We start from the raw sequence: 8,851 nt of genomic DNA, 5'->3' as shown, positions 1-8,851 counted from the left end.
TTTACCCGGCTTGGATGTATACCGTATGTTCCTCGGTATGCATCCTGCCGGGTGTTTTAAGTTTAGAAGAGAAGAATTAACTATAAAGGCCGCAGGGCTAGATTTAAACACTTTGGATTCAACAATGACTCATTCAGTTATATGACTCAACAAATGCAAATAATGCTGTCTCAGTGATTCCTTTAACGTGTCAGGTGCAACTATCTGAATAGAAGTGCCGTACCCTGCAAGATAGCTCACGATGAAATCCAGTTCATGGGGTTCATAGGTCCCGACGAGCATTTGCATACCGTGCTGTTCTTCAATGTGCATAGATGGAAAGTGGTTCTGACGAAATAACTCCATTCCTGTCTCATTAATCCTGCATTGAAACGAAATCGCCTGCTCCGACGGTTTCCATAAGGCATGAAGATGCTCTGCATGTAGATCGGCAACCTGCTTAACAGGCTCAATATCAGTTAAGAACGCCGTTATAATGCGATCACAGCGAAATACACGGTAAGCTTTCTTTTTCAGGTCATACGCCTGACAGTACCAGTAGCCTTTACTGGCGTACAGTGCAATGGGCTGAATAATACGGGGACCGTTATCCGAATACGTCATCTGAATGACCTGCTGCTGCACAGCTGCCATTAATAGAAGCTCCAGGTGGGAGCTGTCCTTGATTTGTTCGGTATGTTTGAAGATGACACGCTGCTGCATATTGTGAATATTGTCCCGCTGCTTGTCAGATAGTGCCGCCATAAACTTCTGATGAACGGAATCAAATGTCGTCTGGAATGGCAGGCTGGAGAAGCTGCGCAGTGCCTGCATGGCAAAATACAGGGCATGAAGCTCATCGGTGTTAAAAGAGATCGGAGGCAGCTGCATCTGCTGGAGCAGCCGATAGCCGCCGTAACGTCCATATTCAACATAGATGGGCGCACCCATCTCTTCCAAAGACGCAATATCTCGCAGAGCCGTACGTTTGGAGATGTGGAACTCCTGCATCAGCTCAGGCAGGGTGAAGTGTTGTTTTTGATTAATAAAGCGAAGCATGTGATGTAATCGTTCTGTTTTTTTCACCAGGCTGCACCCTGTCCTTTCAATGGTGCCGTGAATTGGCACCTTTATTCGTTATAGTCTTAAGTGTAAGGCAAATGAATAGAGGAGGCAATTCTGATGAAGTATGAAGTTATTCCATTCCTGTCCATGAACGGGGATGCGGCGGAGGCCATTGCATTTTATGAGAAAACGTTAGGGGCGAAGGTGCTTTTTCGCAAGAACTACAAGGAAATGAAAGAGATGAGTCCCGAGTTCACGTATCCCGCTGGTCAGGATGAATACATCACACATTCCGTACTGCAGGTTGGCGTAAACAAAGTAATGATTGCCGAAGAAGCGATGGATGCGGAAAGGCCTTGGGAATCGGGGAATAGTATTTCAATGTGCATTCAGTCTCAGGATCAAGAGCAGATCGACCGATTATATGAGGAATTATCGCAGTATCCAGGGGTAAAGGTGCTTGTGCCATATGAACGGAATGAATTCAGCCCCGGCTATGGCATCGTTCGTGATCCGTTTGGTGTTGTCATACAGCTGTGTGTTACAGTACATGATTTTTGATCACTATAATTTTCACTTAAAAACTGTTTACAGATGCATCTTTGCTAAAGAAGAGTAAATGGAGATATGGATCTCCAGCTACTCTTCTTTTATTAATATTTATGGTGCGGAACGTGAATTCTGCCCTAGCAAACAGATGCAATTTGTTGTATGATTCGGCCCGTAACGCTTAGTACGTAGAAGACTGTAGATGTGTGAAAAAAATATATTTTAAGATTCATGCAATTTAGTGATCCAAAAGTCCCGAATTGGGGTATCAATACCTAGAATCAAATGCAGGAATGCAGGTGCGTTAAAGGGAAAACAGTGATTTGCACTTGTCATCCATCTGCATCAGGCAAGCAGTTACAAGATATGACGTTATTCACTACGGGACGGATTGTGGGGGATTTAGATGACTTTATTGGGGAATGTACAGCAGGATGAGGTTACGGACGCACTGGTGATCAAGGCGCTGGAAAAAAGCTTGGCTATTATACGGTTTGATGTAAATCGTAAGGTTACATACGTGAATGATGTATTTGCTTCAACAATGGGATATACCAAAGAAGAGATGTATGGCATGCATCATCGCCAATTATGTTTCGGTAAATTTACAGACAGTCCGGCGTATGAGGAGTTTTGGAGAAGCATTTTAAACGGGAAGAGTTTTCAGGACAAGGTGGAGCGGATGGATGCCAGAGGGCAGTCCGTATGGCTCGAAGCTACGTACATGCCGGTATATGATGAGTCTAATCAAAGAATTCTGGGAGTCTGCAAGATGGCGACGAATATTACAAATCGTCAGAATAATATCACAACGGTTGTGCAGGAGCTGAAGGCACTCTCTCAGGAATTAAACGAGCAGGCCGATGCGGGTATCGGTCGAAGTCATGAGCTGTTGTCCAGCGTCGCTTATATCTCGGAGGTGTCGGCAACAAACCAGTCCACACTGACTCATCTTCAGGAACAGGCTGGCTCCATTCAAGGTGTGGTACGCACGATTCGGGAAATATCTTCTCAGACCCAACTGCTGGCACTGAATGCAGCTATTGAAGCTGCACATGCTGGAGAGTTTGGAAGAGGCTTCGATATTGTAGCGAAGGAAGTGCGCAAGCTGTCCGCGATGGTGGAAAATTCCATTAATGAGATTCGGGACAGTGTCACGGGTATAACCAAGGAAATCACGAATATCACTAACGGCACCAAAAAGGTGGAGCAGTATGTGCAGCATAGCAATGAGAGAATTGAGATAGCGTTACAGGATTTCAAAACAATCGCAGACGCAGCCCGCCTGCTTGATGACAAGGCACAGCATGTAACTCGCATCGTATAAGTTAAATATCAGAACGATTCTGCTCCTTGCAGGGTCGTTTTTTTGTTGTTCAAAAAAATAGAAGAAGAAAGCGTTCTATTGGATATGTTGGCAAAAACACGGAATTTTTGCGGGTAAACAGGACACAATAATTCGGGAATACCTGTAGCTTGATTTTTGCAGAAAGGGAGGCGGAGGACATGTGGTCTAAAATTATATCGTATATTCCTGAATGGCCGATATGGGCTCAGGCTATGCTGGTATTCATTGTCCCCGTGATTATTACGCTGATCTGGCGATGGTTGAATACAGCTGTACAGAGAGGCAGCTTTTCTCGTTCCACCAAGCCTCCCATCTCCTCCAGAGACATTTCACCCGCAGAGGCAGGCACAGGACCGGGTATAGAGACAGGGCACTATGCAAACATCAAATTAACAGGCGAATATGCAACAGATATGACAAGTGTGAAAGAAACTTTTGCCAAAAATGCAGATGTACATATTCGCGAGTTTACGATCAGAGGTACAAACACAAGAGCTGCTGTGATCTATACCGAAGGATTGGTGGATCAGGAATTAGTTGATGAGCATTTGATTACACCTTTAATGACGGATGGTGTGCCTGAACTGAAACAGGAGGGTTTTGTGCATCCGGAGAATCGTCAGGCGCTGTCCAGCTATCTACAGAACCAACTGCTGCCTGTCAGCCAGATTCAGGAGACAGGTTCACTGCAGGAGTTTGCACTCGGTGTACTGGTGGGGAAAAATGGATTGCTGGTGGACGGTATGCCAGGCGGTATGCTGATCGGCACCTCGAAGGGCAAGACACGAAGCATTGATGAGCCGTTATCCGAAGCATTACTGCGGGGGCCGCGAATTGGATTTACGGAGCAGCTGAGTGACAATACAGGCATTCTGCGTCGGTATGGCAGCGATCAGAGCTTGTTCATTGAAAAGATTGAGGTAGGCTCGCGCATTAAAAAAGACCTCGCCATTGCCTATATACAGGACATTGCTGACCCGAAACTGGTGGCAGAAGTCGAGAAGCGCATTCGTGAGATGAATATGGACAATTTCCTGGAATCGGGTTATGTCGAGCAATTGATTGAAGACAATACGCTGAGCCCGTTCCAGCAAATATTGAATACGGAGAGACCTGACCGGGTAATCGGTGCCCTGCTGGAAGGAAGGGTGGCGATTTTACTGGATGGGACGCCATTTGTACTCGTTGTGCCGGTGACCTTCAGCATGCTGCTGCAATCTCCCGAGGATTATTATGAGCGTTGGATTCCCGGTACTTTTCTACGTATGCTTCGCTTTCTATCTGCCATGCTGGCTTTACTTGCGCCCGCTCTGTATATCTCGTTTATCTCATTTCATCCAGGTCTGATTCCCACCAAGCTAGTGTTGACCATCATTGAGACGAGGACAGGAGTACCTTTCCCATCCCTTATTGAAGTATTAATTATGGAGCTGTCTATCGAAATTCTGAGGGAAGCGGGGATTCGTCTACCTAAGCCAATTGGACCTGCGATGGGAATCGTTGGGGGTCTCATTATTGGTCAAGCAGCGGTACAAGCAGGCATTATCAGTCAGTTCCTGGTCATCGTGGTGGCCGTTACGGCAATCTCGTCTTTTACGATTCCGGTGTACAGCGCAGGATTAACACTAAGGATTTTGCGGTTCGCTGCCATGTTCAGTGCTGCAGTGCTCGGATTGTATGGGGTAGTTATGTTCTTTCTGCTGATATGCACACATCTCGCGCGGCTGACCAGCTTCGGTGTTCCATACGTAGCCCCAGCTGTACCTTATCGGTTGAGTGACTGGAAGGATTTCATCATCCGTGCGCCACTGTCCATGATGAGAAGGCGCCCCGAAATGATGAACACGGTGGATGAGGATCGGAAGAAGTGAGGCATAACAGTGATTAATTCGGCTGAAGGATTGGAGGTGCACTTCATTGAAGGATGCTCAGGGGAAAATAAGTACTACACAGGCGGTTGTGATTATCGTCAATTATATGCTGGGTGCAGGGATATTAACGCTGCCACGAACGACGAGCAAAGCGGTGGGAACACCTGACGTCTGGATCTCCATCATTTTGTCCGGGCTAATCATCACAGGCGTGGGTATCATTCTTGTGACCTTATGCCGCAGATTTCCCGAAAAAACAGTGTTTCAGTTTACAAGAGAAATTACCGGGCGCTGGATCGCGTACATTCTGGGTTGTGCCATGATTCTGTATTTTATGATTATTGCTGCTTTCGAGATTCGAGTTATGGCAGATGTAACGGGTATGTATTTGCTTGAGCGTACACCTACTTGGGCCATTGTGATGGTGTTCATGTGGATTGGTATCTATCTGATCTCTGGTGGACTATCGGTGATTCTTCGCGTGTTTGAGATCATCCTGCCTCTTACGCTGGTCATCTTCGTTATGGAAATACTGCTTAGCAATCAATTGTTCGAGATCAGCAATTTAAGGCCTGTTTTGGGTGAAGGACTCTTGCCGGTCATGAAGGGCTTGAAGCCATCCCTGTTGTCTTATACAGGTTACGAGGTCATGCTGGTCATTACGGCATATATGCAGAATCCGAAACAAAGCAATAAAGCGATCACATGGGGCATAGCTGTCTCCACTGCTGTCTACCTCATCACAGTTGTCATGGTTGTAGGAAGCCTTTCACTTGACGGAATCAAAACGAGGACATGGCCAACCCTGGATCTTGTACGCAGCTTCGAGATTCAAGGTTTGATCTTTGAGCGCTTTGAATCGCTTCTGCTGGTCATCTGGATTATGCAGATTTTTTCCACGTTTGCAATTACCCATTACTGTGCTTCAGTAGGCATTCGTGACTTATTCAAGGCCAAAAAAATGGGCAAGATTATGTATGTTCTGCTTCCTGTTATATATCTAGCGGCGATGATGCCGAAAGATGTAGATGAAACTTTCGCACTTGGCGATATGCTGGGTAACGCTTCGGTTCTGCTGTTCGCCATTTTGCCCTTGATCCTGTTGCTCATAAGCATGATACGTAAAAAAGGAGGCAAGCACGCATGATTTTCTTTCGCCTGCTGGGACGGATCACTTGCGTTGTGACCATCCTGAGTTTACTCTCGGGCTGCTGGAGCAGCAGGGAGATTGAGGACTTGAGCTTGTATGTTGCGCTTGGTATTGATGTGGGTCAAGAAACCGAGTTTGAGAAAAATATTGCGGAGCAGGGGGGACGTTATCCCAAGCTGGACAATATAACAGCCACCGTTCAGATTGCCCCAGGGTATTCCAGCAGCCAAAAAAGTGAGCAGTCAGGCTCACCTGCATCCGGTAAAACGTCTTATTCCAATGAACGGCTTTCTGGTGATTCCTTGCTGCAGATTTTCCGTCAGTTTGCCTTGCGGCGTGATCGTCCGCTCATTGGACATCATCTTAAAGTCATCGTGATTTCCAAGGATATTGCCAAAAAGTATGGGCTGGACCAGCTGTTGGATTTCGTCCTGCGGGATAACGATATTCGCCCGAACTGTCTGGTGCTGATCAGTCATCATCGTGCGGTAGATGTGCTTACATCTAATGACCCGTCACGCATTCCTGCATTTTATCTCACCGGGATTACAAATAATTCTTACATTTCCAATAAAATTCTGGAGCCTGTATCGCTCGCGAAGCTTGATGCCCAGATGCAATCCGAGTCGAGTTTTCTATTGCAGAATGTACTGAACTATAACGGGGAGGACAAGTTCTCGGGCGGCAGCATCTTCGATGCCAAAACCAAAAAATTTATCGGCGAGCTCAGTCAAACGGATCTGGAGGCTCTGTCCTGGCTAAGACCAAATCAAAAGGGTGGAGTTATCAAGACCTACAGCAGAGAAGGATTTACGGTGATCTATGAGATCAAAAAGAAAAGAACAAAGATTATTCCGAAAGTGGATGGTGACAACATTTCATTCCACGTTAAAGCTGAATCCGAGGGATGGATGATGGAGGATTGGCGAAACCCGGAGAAGGAGGAGAAGGGAGCTTATAAGGATGAACTGGAAAAGGATTTTGCAAAATTGGTTGAGCAGCAGATTAAGCAGATGCTGTATAAACTCCAGCATACGTATAAGGTGGATGTTGCCGATTTTCGGGACACAATTCGAATCAAATATCCGAAGACATGGAAGAAGGTGAAGGATCACTGGGATGAAATATTTGCGAAGGTACCCATCACATATGAGGTCAAGACCAGAATTGTGAATCCGGGGTCTTCTACAGAGTAGCTTGTTGGAATACTGTAGAGGAGCAGGTTGTTGGAATACGATGCAGGCGTAATTCTATTTAAATGTTGACACATCAGGTGGCAGTCGATATAGTTATAAAAAATCATTTTCTTATCCAGAGAGGTGGAGGGACTGGCCCTTAGAAACCTCAGCAACAGATCTGAAGGATACTGTGCTAATTCCAGCGGGTGAAAGCCTGATAGATAGGAGCAGTTGTTTTTATTTGTCAGTAGAGGCGCACTCTTCGGGAAGAGTGGGTCTTTTTTGTTTGTTCTGGATGAAGAAGCAGGGAGTATGTCATATGGAGAATAACAGCGATAAGGGTCATTTTCAGCGTAAGATGCAAACGAGACATGTGGTCATGCTTTCGCTTGGCGGCGTCATCGGAACAGGATTGTTCCTTAGCTCGGGGTACACGATTCAGCAGGCAGGACCGCTCGGTACCATTTTATCCTATCTCATCGGGGCACTTGTCGTGTATCTGGTTATGCTCTGTCTGGGCGAATTATCAGTATATATGCCAGAGACGGGTGCATTCCACAGCTACGCAGCCAAATATATCGGCCCAGCTACAGGTTATACGGTTGCCTGGCTGTACTGGCTGACCTGGACAGTTGCACTGGGCTCTGAATTTACGGCAGCCGGGCTGCTGATGCAGCGCTGGTTCCCGTCCGTAAATGTCTGGATCTGGAGTGCACTCTTTGCTCTGATGATTTTTCTGTTTAATGCGTTCACGGTCAAACTGTTTGCCGAATCCGAATTTTGGTTTTCCCTGGTGAAGGTGATGACGATTGTGCTCTTTATTATTATCGGCGGGGCTGCCATGTTTGGGATTATTCCGATGGCAGATGCGTCTCCGGCGCCATTCTTTACCAACATTACAGCATCAGGCTGGTTTCCGCATGGAGCCACGGCCATATTAATGACCATGCTGGCCGTGAACTTTGCCTTTTCGGGAACAGAGCTGATTGGTATTGCTGCCGGAGAGACGGAAAACCCGGAAAAAAACATTCCAAAAGCCATTCATACGACATTATGGCGTCTGATTATTTTCTTTATTGGTACAATTGTTATTTTGTCTGCGCTGCTGCCGATGTCGGACGCAAGCGTGCTGGAAAGTCCATTTGTAGCCGTGATGGAACGGATTGGTGTTACGTATGCGGCAGACATTATGAATTTTGTTATTCTAACGGCGATTCTTTCCGCAGCTAACTCGGGATTATATGCTTCTTCACGTATGTTATGGTCATTGGCGGATAAACAGACCATCTCTCCATGGTTTGCGCGCTTGACCAAGCGCGGTGTGCCGTTCAACGCGCTGGTGCTCAGCATGGCTGGTGGTGCGCTGGCATTGCTGTCCAGCATCATTGCACCTGGAACCGTGTATATTACACTTGTCTCTATCTCGGGTCTTGCTGTAGTGGCGGTATGGATGAGCATCAGCGTGTCTCAGTATATGTTCCGTAGACAGTATCTGCGAGAAGGAAATAAAGTGCAGGATCTCGTTTACCGGACACCGCTATATCCAATCGTACCTATCGTTTCATTTTTGCTGTGCCTGGCCTCCTGCATCGGCATTGCTTTTGATCCGACACAGCGAATTGCTTTATACTGCGGTATTCCATTCATTATTCTGTGTTATATCGTATATTACCTGACAGATCGTACGAAGAAGAAAGAGGGCTGACCCCAT

7 protein-coding genes and 1 riboswitch are annotated in these 8,851 nt (G+C 46.4%); of the genes, 6 read left to right on the top strand and 1 reads right to left on the bottom strand.

Going from position 1 to position 8,851, the window contains the following annotated elements; genetic code table 11:
• Nucleotides 1-129: 129 nt before the first annotated feature.
• Entirely contained in the window at nt 130-1,065 is a 936-nt protein-coding gene (locus tag IEW26_RS26880) for a helix-turn-helix transcriptional regulator (protein ID WP_188594627.1), read from the bottom strand.
• Between the two features lie 96 nt (nt 1,066-1,161).
• Here IEW26_RS26880 and IEW26_RS26875 point away from each other — a divergent pair, with 96 nt between their 5' ends.
• The 6 genes from IEW26_RS26875 to mmuP all read left to right on the top strand — a co-directional run bounded on the left by IEW26_RS26875 (nt 1,162) and on the right by mmuP (nt 8,845).
• On the top strand, nt 1,162-1,605 hold the full coding sequence (locus IEW26_RS26875) for a VOC family protein (RefSeq protein ID WP_188594626.1): 444 nt from the start codon (nt 1,162-1,164) through the stop codon (nt 1,603-1,605).
• A 394-nt stretch (nt 1,606-1,999) separates the two neighbouring features.
• Nucleotides 2,000-2,920, top strand: coding sequence for a methyl-accepting chemotaxis protein (locus tag IEW26_RS26870; protein WP_111272673.1), 921 nt, complete (start codon nt 2,000-2,002; stop codon nt 2,918-2,920).
• A 179-nt stretch (nt 2,921-3,099) separates the two neighbouring features.
• Nucleotides 3,100-4,812, top strand: coding sequence for a spore germination protein (locus IEW26_RS26865; protein ID WP_188594625.1), 1,713 nt, complete (start codon nt 3,100-3,102; stop codon nt 4,810-4,812).
• A gap of 46 nt (nt 4,813-4,858) precedes the next feature.
• Nucleotides 4,859-5,959: a GerAB/ArcD/ProY family transporter gene (locus IEW26_RS26860; RefSeq protein WP_188594624.1), complete on the top strand. Its 1,101-nt coding sequence runs from the start codon at nt 4,859-4,861 to the stop codon at nt 5,957-5,959.
• A complete protein-coding gene (locus IEW26_RS26855; protein ID WP_188594623.1) occupies nt 5,956-7,158 on the top strand; it encodes a Ger(x)C family spore germination protein in 1,203 nt (400 codons plus the stop codon). The genes IEW26_RS26860 and IEW26_RS26855 overlap by 4 nt, the downstream gene beginning before the upstream one ends.
• Before the next feature lie 108 nt (nt 7,159-7,266).
• A riboswitch (SAM riboswitch) is annotated at nt 7,267-7,368 on the top strand.
• A gap of 91 nt (nt 7,369-7,459) precedes the next feature.
• The gene (gene mmuP, locus IEW26_RS26850; RefSeq protein WP_188594622.1) at nt 7,460-8,845 is read left to right on the top strand and encodes an S-methylmethionine permease; all 1,386 of its coding nucleotides are present in this window, start codon (nt 7,460-7,462) and stop codon (nt 8,843-8,845) included.
• The last annotated feature ends 6 nt before the right edge of the window (nt 8,846-8,851 follow it).

The sequence above is a fragment of the Paenibacillus silvae genome, from assembly GCF_014639235.1.
Classification (GTDB): domain Bacteria; phylum Bacillota; class Bacilli; order Paenibacillales; family Paenibacillaceae; genus Paenibacillus; species Paenibacillus silvae.
Note: the sequence above shows the minus strand (reverse complement) of the source record. Positions and strands in the feature narration are given on the sequence as shown.

Excerpts from the sequence above, each read along its gene's own strand:
- IEW26_RS26875 (WP_188594626.1), top strand. The coding sequence starts at position 1,162 with ATGAAGTATGAAGTTATTCCATTCCTGTCCATGAACGGGGATGCGGCG.
- IEW26_RS26870 (WP_111272673.1), top strand. The coding sequence starts at position 2,000 with ATGACTTTATTGGGGAATGTACAGCAGGATGAGGTTACGGACGCACTG.
- IEW26_RS26865 (WP_188594625.1), top strand. The coding sequence starts at position 3,100 with ATGTGGTCTAAAATTATATCGTATATTCCTGAATGGCCGATATGGGCT.
- IEW26_RS26855 (WP_188594623.1), top strand. The coding sequence starts at position 5,956 with ATGATTTTCTTTCGCCTGCTGGGACGGATCACTTGCGTTGTGACCATC.
- mmuP (WP_188594622.1), top strand. The coding sequence starts at position 7,460 with ATGGAGAATAACAGCGATAAGGGTCATTTTCAGCGTAAGATGCAAACG.